At 39.0% G+C, this 16,222-nt stretch carries 12 protein-coding genes; 5 read left to right on the top strand and 7 right to left on the bottom strand.

What is annotated here, in order from left to right:
- Positions 1-68 precede the first annotated feature (68 nt).
- Complete coding sequence (locus tag JXQ92_RS00485) at positions 69-2,663, bottom strand: ABC transporter permease (protein WP_421984611.1); 2,595 nt, start codon at positions 2,661-2,663, stop codon at positions 69-71.
- Between the two features lie 32 nt (positions 2,664-2,695).
- A complete protein-coding gene (locus JXQ92_RS00480) occupies positions 2,696-3,040 on the bottom strand; it encodes a PadR family transcriptional regulator (protein WP_421984610.1) in 345 nt (114 codons plus the stop codon).
- Between the two features lie 180 nt (positions 3,041-3,220).
- Between JXQ92_RS00480 and JXQ92_RS00475 the strand changes: the two genes are divergently transcribed.
- From JXQ92_RS00475 to JXQ92_RS00465, 3 genes are all read left to right on the top strand, one after another.
- Complete coding sequence (locus JXQ92_RS00475; RefSeq protein ID WP_421984609.1) at positions 3,221-4,018, top strand: LytTR family DNA-binding domain-containing protein; 798 nt, start codon at positions 3,221-3,223, stop codon at positions 4,016-4,018.
- Between the two features lie 103 nt (positions 4,019-4,121).
- Positions 4,122-5,369: a S41 family peptidase gene (locus tag JXQ92_RS00470; protein WP_421984608.1), complete on the top strand. Its 1,248-nt coding sequence runs from the start codon at positions 4,122-4,124 to the stop codon at positions 5,367-5,369.
- Between the two features lie 135 nt (positions 5,370-5,504).
- Positions 5,505-5,987 carry a nuclear transport factor 2 family protein gene (locus JXQ92_RS00465; RefSeq protein ID WP_421984607.1) on the top strand — a complete coding sequence of 161 codons (483 nt, stop codon included), beginning with the start codon at positions 5,505-5,507 and terminating at the stop codon, positions 5,985-5,987.
- Positions 5,988-6,005: 18 nt separating this feature from the next.
- On the opposite strand, the gene JXQ92_RS00460 is transcribed toward JXQ92_RS00465, so the two are convergent.
- Both JXQ92_RS00460 and JXQ92_RS00455 read right to left on the bottom strand, forming a co-directional pair.
- Positions 6,006-7,139, bottom strand: coding sequence for a serine hydrolase domain-containing protein (locus tag JXQ92_RS00460; protein ID WP_421984606.1), 1,134 nt, complete (start codon positions 7,137-7,139; stop codon positions 6,006-6,008).
- 77 nt (positions 7,140-7,216) lie between these two features.
- The gene (locus JXQ92_RS00455; RefSeq protein WP_421984605.1) at positions 7,217-8,356 is read right to left on the bottom strand and encodes a helix-turn-helix domain-containing protein; all 1,140 of its coding nucleotides are present in this window, start codon (positions 8,354-8,356) and stop codon (positions 7,217-7,219) included.
- 215 nt (positions 8,357-8,571) lie between these two features.
- Between JXQ92_RS00455 and JXQ92_RS00450 the strand changes: the two genes are divergently transcribed.
- Together JXQ92_RS00450 and JXQ92_RS00445 are read left to right on the top strand one after the other, a co-directional pair.
- Positions 8,572-9,483 (top strand): sugar phosphate isomerase/epimerase family protein, encoded by a 912-nt coding sequence (locus JXQ92_RS00450; RefSeq protein WP_421984604.1) that lies wholly within the window; start codon positions 8,572-8,574, stop codon positions 9,481-9,483.
- Between the two features lie 69 nt (positions 9,484-9,552).
- On the top strand, positions 9,553-10,008 hold the full coding sequence (locus JXQ92_RS00445; RefSeq protein ID WP_421984603.1) for a tRNA (cytidine(34)-2'-O)-methyltransferase: 456 nt from the start codon (positions 9,553-9,555) through the stop codon (positions 10,006-10,008).
- A gap of 3 nt (positions 10,009-10,011) precedes the next feature.
- Here JXQ92_RS00445 and JXQ92_RS00440 read toward each other — a convergent pair whose 3' ends face one another.
- The 3 genes from JXQ92_RS00440 to JXQ92_RS00430 form a co-directional block, all read right to left on the bottom strand.
- Positions 10,012-10,794 (bottom strand): nuclear transport factor 2 family protein, encoded by a 783-nt coding sequence (locus JXQ92_RS00440; protein WP_421984602.1) that lies wholly within the window; start codon positions 10,792-10,794, stop codon positions 10,012-10,014.
- Between the two features lie 81 nt (positions 10,795-10,875).
- On the bottom strand, positions 10,876-13,554 hold the full coding sequence (locus tag JXQ92_RS00435) for an ABC transporter permease (RefSeq protein ID WP_421984601.1): 2,679 nt from the start codon (positions 13,552-13,554) through the stop codon (positions 10,876-10,878).
- Entirely contained in the window at positions 13,547-16,219 is a 2,673-nt protein-coding gene (locus JXQ92_RS00430) for an ABC transporter permease (RefSeq protein WP_421984600.1), read from the bottom strand. Before JXQ92_RS00430 ends, JXQ92_RS00435 begins: the two co-directional genes overlap by 8 nt.
- Positions 16,220-16,222 lie beyond the last annotated feature (3 nt).

Genomic DNA, 16,222 nt, shown 5'->3' with positions numbered 1-16,222 from the left:
TATTCTTGCCAGAAAGTCCTCAAAATCATATTGATGAATGTCTTTTTATTGGCAAATGCGAAACTCTCTTACTCGCTTCTCAAAGATTTTACAGGATTAGCGACGGCTGCTTTGATTGCTTGAAAGCTTACGGTCATGATTGTAATGAACAGTCCACCAAATGCGCCGATAGCAAAAATCCACCAATGCAGTTTGGTCTGTACGGCATAGCCTGCAAGCCACCCCTCTAAAACATAGTAGGAAATAGGAATGGAAATGATGCTAGCTAGCATAACCAGTAAAGCGAAGTCTTTAGATAAAAGCTTCCACAGGGTTAGAATACTTGCTCCAAGAACTTTTCTAATGCCTATTTCTTTGGTTCGCTGTTCCGCTATAAATGAAGCTAAACCGAACAGCCCAAGACTACTTATAAAAATTGCCAAAATGCTAAAGAATTGTGCAAGGCTACTGATACGCTGCTCTTCTTCAAATTTCACATTGTAATCACTATCGGCGAAGGTGTAGTCAAAAGGAGCTTCTGGAAAAACTTTATTGTACACCTTTTCTAATGCGGGAATAGATTGGCTTGCACTAACTTCTGGGTTAAGTCTTATGTAAAGCCATTGCATATAACCCTCATCAAGAAACATGATTGACAATGATGTTTCATCAAAAGGAGAGCCTTTAATCATGTCTTCCACTACGCCTATAATGGTGTAGTTTCTCGGCTCACGCCACCTTGGGTTATACGTAACAACTGTGCCTATTGGGTTTTCCAATTCCATGGCTTCCATAGCAGATCTATTAATGATAATTCCGCGGTTATCAGTTTCTAACGCTTCGGAAAAGTCTCTTCCGGCTATGAATTTTAACCCGACGGCATCTCCATATCCGTGGGAAATGCTTATGGTATTAAAAGCTCTATTAAAGTTAGGGTTCATACCTTCCCATGAAAAGCCAGGGTTCCAGCCGAGCGTTGAAGTAACTGGGTAGTTTGAGCTTCCCACCGCTACTGCCATACCAGTCTTTAGTAGCTCGTCTTTGATTAAATCTCGCTTGGGCATGACATTGGGTGAAGCAGGGTTAATGGCTAGCATGCCTTTTGGAGAATACCCAACTGGTCTGTCTTGTGCGGTCTGTATTTGATTATTTACGGTGATTGTACCAATGATTAGGGCGATTGAAATGGTGAATTGAAATACGACCAATATTTTTCTAGGAATTGATGCTCTTTTTCCCCCAGAAAGAGCTCCCTTCAATGCTTTGATGGGTTTGAAAGAAGATAGATAGAAGGCAGGATAAGACCCTGAAAGAAGTGAGGTCAAAAGGACGAAACCACTTGTTAAAAGCCAAAACCGCGTGCTTTGCCATGGTGCCGAAATTTCTTTGCCTGACACACCATTGAACCAAGGTAAAAGGGCGTAAAGAAGAATAATTGACAAGGCGAATGCCAAAATACTATATAAGAAAGACTCGATATAAAATTGAGCGATTAACTGTTTCCTTAGAGAACCTAGCGTTTTTCTGATGCCTACTTCCTTCGCCCTTTTCTCAGATCGGGCTGTACTTAAGTTCATAAAGTTTATGCAAGCCAGTATAAGTACGAAAAGTCCAATGATACTGTAGAGCCAAACAAAGCGCATGGCTTTACTGGTCACAGGTTCGCCGTTTTTCCATTCCGAATTTAGGTGCCAGTCTTTCATCGGGTGAAGAAAATATACCATATCTGATTCTCTTGCACCTTCACTTATGTTTGGCTTAAAAGCCTCATTAATGAGTTTACTTAATGTATTCGGATTGACTTCAGGTTTTAGTTGTAGGAAAATATCTATGTTCTGATTATTCCAAATATTCATGTTTTCAGCGCCGATCGCCATTTCTATTCTCACGAGGTATTTACCATTGGTGAACTTTGAATTATTTGGTATGTCCTTGTAGACTCCAGTTACCAATAAGTTATCTTCAGCATCTAGTTCTACCAATTGGTTCATTGGGTCTTTATCTCCGAAAAGCCTTTTGGCAAAAGATTCTGAAAGCAAAATAGAGGTTATATCATTTAGTCCTTCGTGAGTACCTCGAACCATTTCTAGCCCAAGCATTGAAGGAGCACTCTCTTGCATGAACAGTCCAATTTGTCTGAACTTGTTTTCGCCATGGCTGATCACGCGATTTTGGGTTCTAGCCCTTGAAATCACGGAATGCTCTACCATATCTGGGTATTTAGTGCTAATGAATGCCCCCATTCCAGTGACTAAGGCATTATTAGTGTACCATTCACCATCTTCGTTTTCGTGCCTAAGTAGGTGATATGTGTTTTCGTAGTTACTATGGTATTTATTAAAAGTAACTTCGTCTTCTACCCATAGACCAATGAGTATAGCGACGACTAACCCCATGGCGAGCCCTGCGATATTGATAAAGGAGTAGGCTTTATTTCTCAGCATCTGCCGATAACTGATTTTAAAGTTGTGCTTAATCATGCTTGTGTTGTTAAAGAGTTCTGACCTGAAAAATTTAAAGGCAAAAGGTCTCATATAATTGAAAACCTGATACCAATAATTTCTTTTTGCTTTTGTTGTTGAGTGGTGTTTATCGAGTTGGCTATAATATTTTTCATCTAAATCGCCCAATACCTCTTCCGCTAGGTCTTCTTTCAAAAACCAGAGTAACAGTTTCTCTGCCATTTTAGGAGGGGTGGTATGGTCGTTAGATTGCACTAGAAGTTGAAATTTAAATTTCCTCCGGCAAGTGATGGGTACTGATTCCAGAGTGATACTTTGAAATCTCTCGATTCTTGTAATGCTCGCTGACCTGCTGCGGTAATTGTATAGATTCGTTTTCTTCGTCCGCCACGTTCTGCAGTGGATGCTCCCATTTCGGAAGTCAGAAAACCCTTGTCTCCTAAACGATTCAGTGTAGAATGCACTGCACCAATGGATACGGCCCTTTGTGTTTGTGTTTCGAACTCTTCCGCGATTTTAAACGCATAAGCCTCTTTGTCAAGAATGCCTACTAATAGAAGAATGGTCTCTTCGAAGTCACCTAGTTTTGTTTCCTTCATAATTCTTATGTTACTAAATTGTAGAACAAATATACGGAGTGATTTTAAATATGTTCTACTTTTTAGTAACTAATAGATGAGATTGGAGCAAAAGGGTTGCATTCGACCAGAATTTTTTTTCTAGTTCAAACAATTGTTCCAATAGAAGAGATAATATTGTGTAGCCGAATTATCTATGCAGTGAATAGTAAATACCCTTTCGACCCATCCATTAAGCATCATTTTATTGTAGCGCTAGGTTTAGCGGTGTGGGTATTCGTGTTTTTGTTCTTTACTGAACCCCTAGATGTCAGTGAGTTTGATACGCAAGAGAAGCTCATTTACATGCCACTCTATGGTGTTTTTACATCGATTTGTTATCTCATAACACTGCCTTTTCAAGCTTGGCTTTATAGGAAGAAAAATCAGAAATGGACTTTAGGTAGTGAATTGCTCCAATTCTTCTTTCTAGTGGTCTTGGGTTTTTTCGTTACGCGTTCGGTTTACTTCTATATCGTAATGGAGCAACATCCGAATGCTTATACTATTGATTACTTTGCCATGGCGATTTACTTACCAGGTATCCTCACCATTTTTCCTATCATCGCTATTGGCCGATGGTCTTTCGGAAAGTATAAAGACAAGAAGTTAGAAGACCAAAAAATTGAAATTCAAGGTGCTGGGAATTATGAAAGCTTTAAACTTTTACTCAATGATTTAGTATGCATTCAGTCTTCCGACAACTATGTTGAAATTACCTACAAAGAGGACGGTGAAATTAAAAAGCAGTTGATTAGAAATAAGCTTGCGGAAGTTGAAAACTCTAGGCCCGAATTGATAAGGGCGCATCGATCATTTTTAATAAATCCATACCACTTTAAGCAATGGAAAACTGGCAATCGGAAAATATTTGCTGTGCTTTCTAGCGATATTGAAGTCCCTGTTTCTAAAACTTATCAGCCAATCATAGAAGAGGCTGTCAAATCCGCCACAGAATAGTGCACTTTCGCCACAAGACCTATTAAATAGGTTTAAAGGGCGGTTTCTGTTTGTACGTTTGGATCATCAGTCCCCCGAAGTTTCGGGGCAAAAACAAACAGAAATGAAAAAGCTAATCACTTTAATTGCAGCCTTAATTATCAGTTCTACACTTACAGCGCAAACGAATTGCGATTGTAAAGCCGACCTCAAGTTTGTATACGATCAAATGCAAACAATGTCTTCTTATAAGTCACAAATAAAGGGAGAAGAAGTCGGAAAATTCAATGCCAAATTTCATCAAATTTCAGGTCGAGTCACATCGGATATGGACAAGCTGAAATGCTACGAAGAAATTAACAAGCTAATGAATTTGGTGAAAGATAAGCATGCGAGTTTTTCTGAGGTACGACCTGATTTTTCTATTGAAGATGCACTGGATTCCAGTTTCGTAAAGGAATATAGAGCAAGTGAAAGTTTTAAGAATTTCCCGACCGTCTCGATCGACTTAGGTGAAATCAGAAATCGACTTGAAAATAAATCGATTAACGATGTAGAAGGGATTTACAGTGTCGGAAATTCTATGAAAATTGGTGTCTATAGAATCGCGTCATCCGATAGCCTAGTTGGTGTTATGCTTTCTACAAAAATTGGAATTTGGGCTCCTGGCCAAATCTTCATGTATTTGAAGGAAACTGACCTTACTAACCGATACGATATTACTGCATATGGTCAGGTACATAAAAACCTACTGACTTATAAATCGCACCTAGTAACTAATGGTATTTTGATGAGGAATGTTGTTAAGGCAAGCTTACAAAAAAACCATGTACATATAAATAAGGAAGAGCGGGAAACCTATAAGCTGCATTCGCTCAATAAAAATGTACAATACGTCTGGTTAAATAGTTTTTCAAGATTTGGCAATGCCGATAAGAGAGATGCGCTGGTCAAAGAGATTAAGATGGAGTTAAAAGCGGATAACTTAATTGTCGATTTAAGAAATAATGGGGGAGGTGCCAGTAAAATATCACTTCCTATAGTGAAAGCCATCCGTAAGTCCGGTGTGAAGGTATTTGTGCTTACAAATTTTGCTTCGGGAAGTAATGCAGAGCAGACAACAGTAAGATTAAAGAGAGATAAAACAACAGTTCATTTGGGGCAAACTACTTATGGCGCTATTGCCTATGGTGTCAATTACGGTTATTCCTACACCTCACCCTCAGGATTATTCACGTTTACCCCTACGGACATGAGGTTTAATCATTATTTAAAGTATGAAGAGACGGGTGTAGTTCCAGATGTTTCTTTGAGTCCGGATTCCGATTGGATTGAGCAAACCATAGATTACATTAACAAACAAAGTCTTTAGTAATTCATGTATTTAGCATATTTCTGGTCAGATGTGTTTGACTGATATATCTGCCGATGATAAGGCCATCCTGAGCAATTGGGATGGTCTTTCTCATTGAATAGAAAATTGTAACTTCCTAAAAAAAGTATCGCTATGAAATACTTAATGAGGTCATTGTTAGGGGTTGTGATTTTAGCTACTTATTCCTGTAGTTCTACAGGTAACGGTGAGTTAGATACAGACAGCATTTCGAAAGAGATATCCGCTAGAATGGATGCATTTGTAACGAGCAACAATGCCATGGATTTGAATGCCCTTAAAGACTTTTATTCCAATGATGAAAGTTTCTATTGGGTAGAAGATGGAAAAATTCAATATGCTAACAAACAAGTGCTTGAGACTTCATTGAGCGGTTTGGTAGGTATGGTTTCAGGTGTCGATATGAAAATTCTTGATCAACGAATTGAGGTTATTAGCGAAGATTCTGCCTTAGCATTTCTTGAATATGAACAGGCCATGACGATGTCTTCAGGGGGTGCATTTAATATCAATGGCGCCATGACAGTTTTACTTAAAAAAGAAGAGCGCGTGTGGCGATTTCTATTTGGACATAGTTCTACGAAAAAGGAAAGGTGATCTACGACGTGGAGAATTTTATGGCTCCTTTCTTAAGACAAAATGATCGATAAATGTTGTGGCAAAATCCGATGCTAAAAGGTTTTTGTGGAGACTGTTTCCAAATAAGAATTTATAAAACGGGCGACTTACATCTTGGGAGTTAGCCAGAATAATAAAGGTCAAATCCAATTCAGGGACTTTTAAAAATAAAGATGAGTAACCCTTCCACCATCCGGTGTGCCAAATGAATTTCATGCCATAATACTCATCTACAAACCAACCTAGGCCATAAATGGTCTCTTTACCTTTTGGTGTAATGAATGGAGTGAGCATACTATCCCAAGAATTATCATTTAGAAACATTCGATCATCAATAGCATTCGAGTATTTAGCTAAGTCCGAAACAGTACTCATGAGTCCTGCTGCAGGGCCAAAGTTGTAATGATAGTCAACGGGTACTATTGTTTTTTTTGCCCAATCGTAAGGTTTAGCCACTTTTTCGGCATACAGACTTGAGTCGATACCTGTTTTTGCGAAAGCTATACTATCGTGTAAGCTGGGCGCCGTGTTAGACATGCCCAACGGTATGATAATATTTTCCATGACTAATTCATCAAAACTTTTACCCGAAGCAGACAGATAAGCTTTTCCTAAAAGGTGATACCAACTGCCGTTATAACGATGAGTAAAACCAGGTTTGAAGCCGTTGAAGGTATTTCCACGGGCCGTGTGCGTAAGCAAATGTTGAATTTGAATGTCATCGCTATCTCCCCATTTACCCGGTAGCGTAATTCCATGTGACTTAATAGGGTCATTCAGATTTATTTTTCCTTCTTCAACCAGTTGCATCATCACCATTGCACCAAAAGTTTTGGTGATAGAAGCTGTATGATAAACAGTATTTTCATCGGGTTTTTCTAGCAACTCAATATCCTTAAACCCGAACCCCTTTTTCCATGTAAGATTTCCTTGATGAACAATGCCAACTGAGAACCCGGGAATATGATGTCTTTGCCTAAGTAACTCTAATTTTGTCTCAAACTCGCCTAGGTTGATTTTGCTCCACGTGGAGACTTTACCTCCGATGTCATTTCTAACAATGCCTTTGGATGACGAACAAGCGTATAGAAATGCTAGTGAGATGATGATGGAGTAGGTAACCTTTTTCATGAGAATTATACTTTGAGTTGTTACCTGCAATTGACCTAATTATAGATCATCAGTCTACTCAAATACGGATTTGAGTACTATTTATTGACTTTTTTCTCATTTTTTGATGCATATTCCTTCGGAGAAATACCTGTTGATTTTTTAAAGACACGTTGGAAAGTGGCCTGTGAATTAAAGCCTGCGTCTAGTGCCAAACCAGTTATGGTATTTGTTTTGAGTTTTCCCGAGTGCAATTGCCTTTTTACTTCTTTAATTCTATAACTGTTGATAAAATCGTTGAAGTTTTGATTGTGAAACTGATTAAGGACCGTTGAAATATGTTTAGGGCTTATTTGTGTTTCTCTAGCCACGAGTTCTCTGGTTATTTTAGAGTTTAGATACAGTTTTTGCTCTTCCATAGATGCTTTGAGTTGCTGGATAATGAGCGTGGCCTCTGGTTTAGAAATAATCAATTGTGCAGTTCGCTTTTGCTGATCATTTAAGAACTGCATCTTATTATTGATCGCGAAGAACGACCAGTAAGTGAAAAAGACTAATATAATTTCAATTGGATAGTAGACGGCCTCCACATTCAGGTCGGTGAAGTTGATGAAACCAAGGGTTAGGATCCACAGAGCGGAGAAAACCGACATAATGATCAATAATATTTTAATGAATTGTAAAGTGGTTTTCTGAGCTGAGTTCGATTGAATCAACTCTTTTTCTATAGCAGAGGCATTTATGTAAAGTCTTATGGCTAAGACTACATAAATGGCAAAAACCAAAGTGCTTAAAGGTTGGCTATAGGTGTCAAAAATGGCATATAATAAAAGTAGGTCCCAATCAACACGTATAGCTTGGCTTGTAATGAGCAGGTAGGTAGCGAAAAGAAAAATATTTATGAAGCACTGAAAAACTGGCAGCGCCAGGTGTGGAAGTAGCACCTTTTTCGAAATTCGTTTTTCTGGAAGTAAAATTGAATGGATGTAGAAATAAAGACTAGGTCCGAGCAGGAAGATTATGGTAAAAGAGAAGAGGTCAAAGAAGACTATATTTTCGCCTAATCCTGAAATTGCGGTGAAGGTTTCGAACGCGTTGTAAGAAAGTACAAGCATAAATACGCCAAGAAAAACCTGCCCTTTACTCTTCCTTTTTAAGAGTAAGATCAGCGAGAAAATAAGCCCTTGAATTCCACCGAGGAGGATAAGAATAGGAAGGAAATTATATTCTAATTCCATAGTTGACCGTCATAGAAGTGTTACTTAGTTACTAGCGAAAATTAAGCAAATAATGAACCAGCTTGATAGATTAAATAAACTTTAGAATACATCGGCTATCATGCTGCTCAATGCATGATCACTTTTGTACTGGAAAAATCTAGGTTAAGGAAAGATTTACTTTTAATTACTCAGGAGAATTCATCTTATTGGATGGAAAATAAACTCATTTCTCAATGTCGCCGCAAAAGCTAAATAGTCGTAGGAATTTTCTCTATAAGTCTGCCATAATTATGTCAGGAATGGCTCTTCCATTATCTGGTTGTCAATTGGCCACCAGTAAAAAGCATAAAATGGGCCTACAGCTTTTTACAATCAGAGATGCTATGGCTAAAGACCCACTTGGGAGTTTGAAACAGGCTAAAATGATGGGTTATGAAGACTTTGAGACTTATGGTTATGACCCTGAAACGAACCAATATTATGGGTTTGATTCGAAGGTGTTTAAGGAATTACTGGACGATTTGGATTTGGGTACATCAAGCGGACACTACGACTTCTCCAATTATTTTGGCAAGCCTACTGATCAAATGATGCGCTATGTTGATCATTGTATCATAGGAGCCGATGCCATTGGTCAAGATTATATCACTTGGCCCTGGTTACACCCTGATTTCAGAAGCATTGAGAATTACAAAAAATTAGCAGGCTTACTCAATGTAATCGGTGAGCATGTTGACAAGGCAGGTCTAGGTTTCGCCTATCACAATCATGATTTTGAGTTTATAGATCATAATGGAGAACAGGGGTATGAGATTATCTTCAATCAGACTGACTCTAGCCTAGTCAAATTTCAATTAGACATGTACTGGGTTGTACATTCGTCAAAACTTAGCCCTATTGAATTGGTGCAGAAGCAACCCGATCGTTTTGTGATGTGGCATATCAAGGATATGGATAAGGTAACGCGAGATTATTCAGAACTTGGGAACGGATCCATTGATTATGAAAAAATGCTTTCTGAAATAGATCAATCTGGCCTTCAGTATTACTTCTTAGAACAAGGAGGGAATTTCACGGAGAGCTCAATGAAGAGTATTGCTGAGAGTGCTGCTTATTTTAAGAAGAACCTTCAGAAATACCTTTAAACATCTCGATAACTGTAGGAAAGTTATCTTTGAAGCCGCTTATTATGACCATTAGATCGAATAAATAATATGTCACTGAATATTGTATTGATTGAACCTGAAATCCCGAATAACACCGGTAATATTGGTCGATTGAGTTTGGCAGCAGGCGCAAACTTACATTTGGTAAAACCCTTCGGTTTCGAGCTGTCGGATAAAAGGGTGAAAAGAGCTGGATTAGATTATTGGCAGCACCTTTCTCTGACCATTTATGAGAGTCAGGAAGAGTTTTTTCAGAAGCATCAGGGTAAACCAATGGCGTTCCTTTCAAGTCACGGCAGCCAAGATCATTGGTCTATAGACTATGAAGAAGATATGTTCTTGATTTTTGGCAAAGAGTCAGTCGGCCTGTCTTCAGAAATTACCGATAGACACGCCGACCAACTCTTTAAAATCCCAATGCATAGTGATCATATCAGGAGCCTTAACATTGCCAATGCCGTAAGTATTGTAGTTTATGAAGGGCTTAGAAGGCTTAGTAAATAATTTCTATTTCGAACGAATAGCTTCCTCAACTACTGCACCATTTTCACGGATAATAACCTTTTCTACACCTTTATTATCCTTGTCGATAAACTCAAAAGTGAGACTACTTTGCTTATGAAAGAACATGTTTGACTTCATTGGTACAAGTATCAATTCCATTGAACCTGCATTCATTTGAAGTTTGCCTTCCAGTTTTTTAAAAGTAACCAGGCCAGTTTGGGGTGCATTGTATTCCCCCACAAAGCTTTGCAAGGCTTTCGCATCTAAGTTGATGGCTTTATTTGAGCTTTTATATACTACGGGTTGATGATCGAAACTTAGGACTCGCGACATTTTCCATTTTCCATTCTCAAGCTTCCAAACGTGGGTGAATTTGGCCGTTTCTACTACTTTACCTTCTATAGAAAAACTATGTGCACCACTAATGAGTGCTCTATTTTCCCCTAAAGGGTAAATCGCTATGCTTTCAATGTCGGCCTTTCTTTCTAAATATGCCCCATTAGCACATAGACCAGTCTCCAAAGATTTTTTGAAGGAGGGAAGACCTTTTGTAAGCCCCGATTTATCATGATAGAATTCCAAGTCTTCAGCAAGAAAGCTTGTCATAGCTGCGATGTCACAAGTATTATATGCTTTCCAAAATGAGTTATCATTGAAACGAATGGTATCTTCTAATTTTTCATTAGTATTTCTGCCAGTTTGTGCTGATAAGTACTGTGTGCTAACAAGTACCCCTAAGAGCATTATTATTTTTGAAGTTTTAAGTAATTGAGAGTTGTTGAACATTTCATTTTAAGTTAAAAAAAAGGCGACCGCCCTCTTGGTATGATAAGAGAACGGACACCGATGAAATGTTGCAGAAAAAAGTTATTCGTTTCGTAAGCCTTTAATAGGACTAGCAAATGCAGCTTTGAGTGATTGAAAGCTAACGGTGATCAATGCAATCACGAGTGCTGATATGCCTGCCAAAACAAAGAGCTGAATGCTTAAATCGATTTTATATTCAAAGTCCTTAAGCCACTCACTCATGGCATACCAGGCTACGGGAGTAGCAATCATTAGGGCTAGAATGATAGGCTTGATAAAGTTAAAGCTAAGCATACTGACTACTTGAGTGATTTTGGCGCCTAGTACCAGCCTTACACTAATCTCCTTACTGCGCTGTTCAATCATAAAGACAGAGAGCCCAAACAGTCCTAAGCACGCAATAATAATGGCCAAAACTGCGAAAGTGGATAGAACATCTCTGATTTTTTGAACTCCTTGATACATGTTCTTGAAGCTTTGATCCATGAACTGATACACAAAAGGCTGCCCAGGTGCTGCTGCTTCCCAAACACTTTGAATCTCAGCAAGTGATGCCTGAATGTCGTTGGGTTCAATTTTGATGGCGGTCATGAACGGACTGTTTCCAAGCCGCATTATCAGTGGTTGAATTTCCTCTGTGAGCAAGTCGTAATTGAAGTTTTCTACAATTCCAATGACATTATAGGTAAAGCCATTATTAGGGTCGCTTGTGATTTTGGTACCGCTAAAATCTTCACCAATGCCTAATGATTTGGCCATTGCCTGGTTAATAATTACGGCATTGATATCTGTTTTTTTCGATTCCTCAAAGTTTCTGCCATGGGCCAATTTCATGCCCAAAGTTTCGAGATAGCTATAGTCTATATTCCATATTTGAGCAGAAATGAAAGGGTCTATTTGAGTCCGACCATCTTTCCACCACATGTCTCCATCACGTTGAGTTCCGGCTATTGGTAAGTAACCACTCATGGTACTGCTTTTCACACTCGGTATCTGAGATAGCTTATTTTGAAAAATTTCGCGTTGCTCTCCGACTGCGCCTGTTCCTCTTAGGACAACGACCTGTTCCTTATCAAAACCTGTTTTGGTATTGAGGATGAAATCGAGCTGTTGAAAAACAACGAATGTTCCAATAATTAAGGCCGTGGATGCGGTAAACTGGAATACCACTAAGGTGTTTCTTAGCTGTGAGCTTTTTCCGCCAAGACTCAGTTTCCCCCTCAAAACACTAATTGGTTTAAACTTGGAGAGGTAAAAGGCAGGATAAACACCTGCTAGACATCCAATAGTCACAGCTGAAGCCACTAATGTTGGAATAAACCAAAGGCTAGTCAATGGTACAGAGATGTTCTTGCCTGAAAGGTTATTGAAATAAGGGAGAAGGAGAACAACCAGGCCTAGGGCCAACAAGAACGACAATAGACTGTAAAGTATTGACTCAGTTAAGAATTGGTTGATGAGCTGTGATCTAAAAGACCCAAGCGTCTTGCGCAAGCCAACCTCCTTGGCTCTATTAGCAGATTTGGCTGTGGATAGATTTATAAAGTTGATACAGGCCAATGCCAATATCAACATGGCTATTGATCCGAATATCCATATATATTTAATATCGCTCTTTTGGTAAACGTCCGTAACGTTTGCGCTACGTAGGTGAATGTCTGTTACAGGCTGGATGGAATAACTGAGCGTACTCAAGAACTCTTTCGCATTTGCCATACCATTGGACTCCATGGCGGGGAGCATATATTTTGTGTTGATTTCCTCAAATCTTTCCTCGATGCGCTTCAAATCTGCACCAGATTCAATGTGAGCAAAAACCTGATAGTTTTGAGCTTGCCAGTTGGTTTGCTCTCCTGTCCAGAATTCCCATCCGCTCAGGCTTCTTACATAGTTAAATTTGAAGAACCCATTTTCTGGCAAGTTCTCAAGAACTCCAGTAATCGTATATGGAATACTAGTGTTATTATTGATGACCACTGTTTTTCCAATTGGGTTCTCTCCTGGGAATAGCTTTTCAGCCTTTTTCTGGGTCAGGACTAAAGAAAATGGCGCTTTTAGAGCTTCCTTATTATCCCCATAAACCATAGGGAAGTTAAAAAGATCAAGGATTGACTGATCGGCAAAAATGAAACCATCTTCATAATAGTTTTGCTTCTCATCTGTCTTTCGAATGTTGCCAAAACCAGCACCTAGGTTCTCGCTTTCCATGGTCCGCCCCGCAAGAGTCACTTCTGGAAAGTCATCCATTATTGTCTTTGCAAAAGGAGACTGGAACCAAGTATACTTAGAGATATCCCCGTTTTCGCGATAGTTTTTAACTAGTCGGTAGAGGTTCTGATTATCCGGAATATGTTTATCGTAACTGAGTTCATCTTTGATGAAGAGGCCAATCAGTATACATACTGTAATACCAATAGCAAGCCCACCTATTTTGATTGCTGAATATGTTTTATTTCGAAGTAGTTGCCTTTTGGCAACTGTGATGTTGTTTTTGATCATGCCTAGTGTGTTGAGTTTTATGGTACCAGTCATCGACCGAATTATACCTGGGCGAAACAACTGGATGATATCTTTGTTTAACCTTTTCTTAGCCAAGACTTGACCATGCTTGGCGGCTCTTATCTCGAATCTTTCGAGCAAATCTCCTTCTATATCCTCTACTAGTTCCGGGGCACAAAACCAACGAAAAAAGCGAAGGAGCAAGGTAGATGGGTTGCTATGTTTAGGATCGCTATTCATTTCGCAAGCCTTCTACAGGGCTAGTAAATGCCGCTTTAAGTGATTGAAAACTAATTGTGATCAACGCGATGAGAAGTGCTGAAATTCCAGCGAGGACAAACAGTTGTACGCTTAAACCAATATTGTACTCAAAATCATTGAGCCACTGATTCATCATATACCATGCGATCGGTGTGGCAATAATTAATGCAAGTACGATCGGTTTCATAAAATTAATACTCAACATACTGACGACTTGAGTGACTTTTGCGCCTAAAACCATTCTTACGCTAATCTCTTTTGATCGCTGTTCTACCATAAAGACTGAAAGTCCAAATAATCCAAGGCAGGCTATAATAATGGCCAATATGGCAAATGAGGTCAATATATTTCGGATCTGCTTTACATTGGCATACATCTTAGCAAAGCTCTGGTCCATGAATTCATATACAAATGGTTGGTTAGGGGCTACTTCTTCCCAAACTGCCTCAATTTGACTTAAAGTTGAAGCAATGTTTTCGCCACTCATTTTTATAGATGCGATGTTTGCACCATAATTTAACCGCATAGCCAGTGGTCTAATAGGTGCGGTTAAATCCTCGAAGTTGAAGTCCTCTATTAAGCCTATCACGGTCCAAACATTTCTATTACTTGCCCGATTGGTGATCTTTTGCCCGATCGGATTGTCAATGATGCCCAATGTTTTCGCCATTTCTCTGTTAATGATCATAGCAGAGGTATCTGAGCGCATGGCGCGGTCAAAGTTTCTTCCTTCAATAAGCTTCAAACCGAGTGTCGCGAGATAGTCTTCATCTACTTCCCAATTCTGACCAGTTATACCAGCATCAATTTTAGTTTTTCCATCTTTCCACCAAGTATTTCCATTTCTTGATGTGCTTGCAATAGGTAAATAGCTACTTACACTGACGTTGCTAACGTCTGATATTTTTATTAGCTCATTTTTGAATGGACTTGTTTGATCACCTAAAAATCCTGTGCCTCTTACCTGAATGACTTGTTCTTTATCAAAGCCCGTGTTGGTATTCAAGATGAATTCCATTTGTTGATAGACTACAAAAGTACCTATGATGAGCACGATGGAGGCGGTGAACTGAAATACTACCAATGAATTTCTGAGCCTAGAGCTTTTACTTCCCATACTAAGCTTCCCTTTTAGTACTTGTGCAGGCTTAAATGAAGACAAATAAAATGCAGGGTATAACCCAGCAATAATTCCTATGATTAATGCAGAGACGAGGAGTGTAGGAATAAACCAGAGTTCGGCCCAAGGAAGTACCAATGACTTATTTGCCAACTGGTTGAAATATGGCATGGCTAGGCTAGCAATACCAATGGCAATACCAAATGACAGTAGGCTATAAAGAATGGATTCAGTTAAGAATTGGGTGATTAAATGAGAACGATAAGAACCAATTGTTTTACGAAGGCCTACTTCTTTGGCTCTATTTGCAGATTTTGCGGTGGATAGATTCACAAAATTAATGCAGGCCAAGCCAAGAATAAATGCGGCAATGATTCCGAAGATCCAAATGTACTTGATGTCGCTTTTTCGATATGGATCGCTAATGTCTGTGCTATTGAGGTAAATATCCGTAACGGGTTGAAGGCTAAAGGACATCTTTTTCATTTCCTCTTCTGCGTTAGGATTACCATTTCTCTTTTCTATAGGAAGAATATATTTTGTTCCTATTTCAGAAAGTCTTGAGTTAAGAGACGCTATATCTGTTCCAGGGTTTACTCTTACATAAACTTGATAGTTTTGCGATTCCCATGATGCTTGCTCACCATCCCAGAATTCTTGTCCCGAAAGTGTCCAAAGAAAATCGAATTGAAAGAATCCAGTAGAAGGTAGGTCTTCTAAAACACCACTGATTTTAAATGGGCGATTCGTATTGCCGTTGATATATACTGTTTTTCCAATAGGGTTTTCATCGGGAAAGAGCTTGTCAGCCTTTTTTCTTGTCATTACCAAAGTATTGGGTTGAGCAAGCGCCTCTTTTAGGTTGCCACGAACCATCTCAAATTGAAAGAGATCAAGAATTTGTTGGTCTGCATAGATGAAATCACCTTCGTAGTAGTTTTGCAAATCACCTTCAATACGAATATTGGTTTTTCCAGCACCAAAGCCATTTCCCTCAAGGGTTCTGCCTGCTAGTGTTACTTCTGGGAAGTCATCTTGAATTGCCTGAGCAAAAGGAGGGGCAAACCAAGTCCACCTGATTACATTACCATCTAGTTCATAATTGTTCAGTACACGATAAAGATTTTGATGATCGGGTATATGCTTGTCATAACTAAGTTCATTTTTAATAAAAAGAGTAATTAACAGACAGACAGCTATACCAAGGGCAAAGCCTCCGATTTTGATTGTTGAGTACATCTTATGTCTCAATAGTTGCCTTTTAGCAACCACAATGTTGTTCTTAAACATACCTAATTTGTTTAGTTTTTGAGTTCCTGTAATGGGGCGGATAATTCCAGGTCGGCAGAGCTGTAATACATCCTTTATAAATAATTGCCTCGCTTTTTTATGACCATTTTTCGAAGCGCGTATCTCGAACCTTTCTACCAAGTCACCCTCAATATCTTCCACCATGTGTGGATCACAATACATTCGGAAGAACCGAAGGATTAGCTGTGGAGGAGTTGGACTGGTCTGGCTCATTTA

Source organism: Roseivirga sp., from assembly GCF_049099775.1.
Classification (GTDB): domain Bacteria; phylum Bacteroidota; class Bacteroidia; order Cytophagales; family Cyclobacteriaceae; genus Roseivirga.
This window is presented reverse-complemented; position numbering and strand designations above follow the sequence as displayed.

What these genes read in the sequence shown, in the direction of transcription:
- JXQ92_RS00485 (WP_421984611.1), bottom strand. Translation starts at nt 2,663, where the DNA reads ATGGCAGAGAAACTGTTACTCTGGTTTTTGAAAGAAGACCTAGCGGAA.
- JXQ92_RS00480 (WP_421984610.1), bottom strand. Translation starts at nt 3,040, where the DNA reads ATGAAGGAAACAAAACTAGGTGACTTCGAAGAGACCATTCTTCTATTA.
- JXQ92_RS00470 (WP_421984608.1), top strand. Translation starts at nt 4,122, where the DNA reads ATGAAAAAGCTAATCACTTTAATTGCAGCCTTAATTATCAGTTCTACA.
- JXQ92_RS00465 (WP_421984607.1), top strand. Translation starts at nt 5,505, where the DNA reads ATGAAATACTTAATGAGGTCATTGTTAGGGGTTGTGATTTTAGCTACT.
- JXQ92_RS00460 (WP_421984606.1), bottom strand. Translation starts at nt 7,139, where the DNA reads ATGAAAAAGGTTACCTACTCCATCATCATCTCACTAGCATTTCTATAC.
- JXQ92_RS00455 (WP_421984605.1), bottom strand. Translation starts at nt 8,356, where the DNA reads ATGGAATTAGAATATAATTTCCTTCCTATTCTTATCCTCCTCGGTGGA.
- JXQ92_RS00450 (WP_421984604.1), top strand. Translation starts at nt 8,572, where the DNA reads ATGTCGCCGCAAAAGCTAAATAGTCGTAGGAATTTTCTCTATAAGTCT.
- JXQ92_RS00445 (WP_421984603.1), top strand. Translation starts at nt 9,553, where the DNA reads ATGTCACTGAATATTGTATTGATTGAACCTGAAATCCCGAATAACACC.
- JXQ92_RS00440 (WP_421984602.1), bottom strand. Translation starts at nt 10,794, where the DNA reads ATGTTCAACAACTCTCAATTACTTAAAACTTCAAAAATAATAATGCTC.
- JXQ92_RS00435 (WP_421984601.1), bottom strand. Translation starts at nt 13,554, where the DNA reads ATGAATAGCGATCCTAAACATAGCAACCCATCTACCTTGCTCCTTCGC.
- JXQ92_RS00430 (WP_421984600.1), bottom strand. Translation starts at nt 16,219, where the DNA reads ATGAGCCAGACCAGTCCAACTCCTCCACAGCTAATCCTTCGGTTCTTC.